The sequence below is a fragment of the Streptomyces sp. NPDC002054 genome (assembly GCF_040296685.1).
Classification (GTDB): domain Bacteria; phylum Actinomycetota; class Actinomycetes; order Streptomycetales; family Streptomycetaceae; genus Streptomyces.
The window spans coordinates 1-1,612 of sequence record NZ_JBEOXT010000082.1 but is presented as its reverse complement, the minus strand read 5'-3'; the positions used below and the strand labels follow the sequence as shown (position 1 = coordinate 1,612).

Annotated in this window: 1 protein-coding gene; it reads right to left on the bottom strand. The window is 69.2% G+C overall.

Annotation, left to right across the window (positions count from 1 at the left end; genetic code table 11):
* Positions 1-8: 8 nt before the first annotated feature.
* Complete coding sequence (locus ABT123_RS36650) at positions 9-1,466, bottom strand: NF041680 family putative transposase (RefSeq protein ID WP_351322779.1); 1,458 nt, start codon at positions 1,464-1,466, stop codon at positions 9-11.
* Positions 1,467-1,612: the final 146 nt, after the last annotated feature.

Sequence of the window (1,612 nt, the reverse complement as noted above, 5' to 3'; positions counted from 1 at the left end):
CTTGATCTTTAACCTGTGCGGCGGGGCCGTGGGGTCGTCGACTTAGCCTTCTGGGACGTTGCAGTGCCCGTCTTGCGGGGTGTGTGGACGTCATGACGTGGGGTGGGTCGCCTGTTCTTGCGCCCTGGCGGACGTCCAGGTCCAGGGAGGGTGGGTTTCGGTGCTCGGGCTGGGCAGGCGGTGTTGGGGCGGATGTGCCGGAAGTCGCGACGGACTCGGGCTGGGGTGAGGCGGTCGGAGGGCGTGGGTTTCTCCCATGGACGGTGTCGGTCGGCTGCCAGTGGCCGGGCCAGTCGCAGTTGGGTGTAGACCGCGAGGATCAGCCAGGTCCAGCGGTCCGCCGCCTCGGGTGTGCGGATCTTCGGGCAGGTCCAGCCGAGGGTCTGTTTGAACAGGCGGAAGGTGTGCTCGATGTCGAAACGCCGCAGGTAGGCCTGCCAGAGCCGGTCGACGCCGACGGGGTCGGCGCCAGAGCCGGACCACCACAGCCAGACCGGCTTGGGGGTGGCTCCGCTGGGCAGGTGGTCGATGTCCAGGCGGATCACCGTCCCCTCGACGATCGGGAGGGTGCCGTCGGCTGCGGCCCAGGAAGAGCGGTGGGTGAGTTTGGGGTGGAGTCGGTCCCACGAGCGGGCTCGGGCGGTGCCATAGAGGCGTGTGTCAGTGGCGGTCTCGGTGTCTGGGGTGCCCCAGGTGTCAGGCTGCCCGAACACGAACTCGCCGCCGTGCCGCAGCGGACGGCCCATGGTGTGGGGCTGCCGCTGCGGTGCGGGCCGGCGCAGGACGCGGTCCGAACGCATCCGGGCCAGGACCTGGACCGGCAGGTCCCGCAGGAGGTGGGCCAGGCGGGGTGCGTCGTATCCGGCGTCCGCGATGACGAGGACTTCCGGGTCGCCGGTCTGCCACTGCCCGGTGGCGATCAGCCGCTCGATGAGTTCGCGCAGCTGCCGGGAGGTGACGGTGGCTGTGTCGTCCCCAGGTGCCAGCCGCAGCGCGTCCAGCGGGGCGGTCCACGAGCTGCGGCCCGGCTCCAGCGCGCAGATGATCGAGTATGGCCAGCCCGGAACGGGGATGTGCTGGTCCTTCCCTCGTCCGTAGGTGTGGCACAGGATCCGCTGGGGTGAGGTGTGGGCGTCGGGCCGCAGCCAGCACGTGACATCGACGGCCAGGACCAGCCGGCCGTCGACAGCCCGCGGCAGCGACACCGAGGCCAGGGCCCGCCGCATCCGGTCCGCGTCGACCCGGCCCTGTGCGACAGCGGCGTAGAGCCCTCCGTGACCACGACGGTGTTCGCCAACCAGCGACAGCTCGGCCAGCGATCTCACCGGCCCGTCACCGCACAGAACCGCGTCAGCCAGCTCGAACAGTGCATCCGAACGAGCGGTGAGACAGGAGTAGAACTCGCCTCGGAAGCGTGACAGTTCCGCCAGCGGCTCCCGCCGGGCATCACGATGCAGCAGACTCATCCTCACGGCCTTCGCGCTGGACATGTGTGTTCCTTGGTCGGAGCACATGATCCAGTCGAAGGCCGCTTCCGTGTACGGCGGTTACCGAACCGAGTGATCAAGTACGACGCACCGTTCGACGCCGGACGTTAAAGATCAAGCTAAGG

Excerpts from the sequence above, each read along its gene's own strand:
- ABT123_RS36650 (WP_351322779.1), bottom strand. The coding sequence starts at position 1,466 with ATGAGTCTGCTGCATCGTGATGCCCGGCGGGAGCCGCTGGCGGAACTG.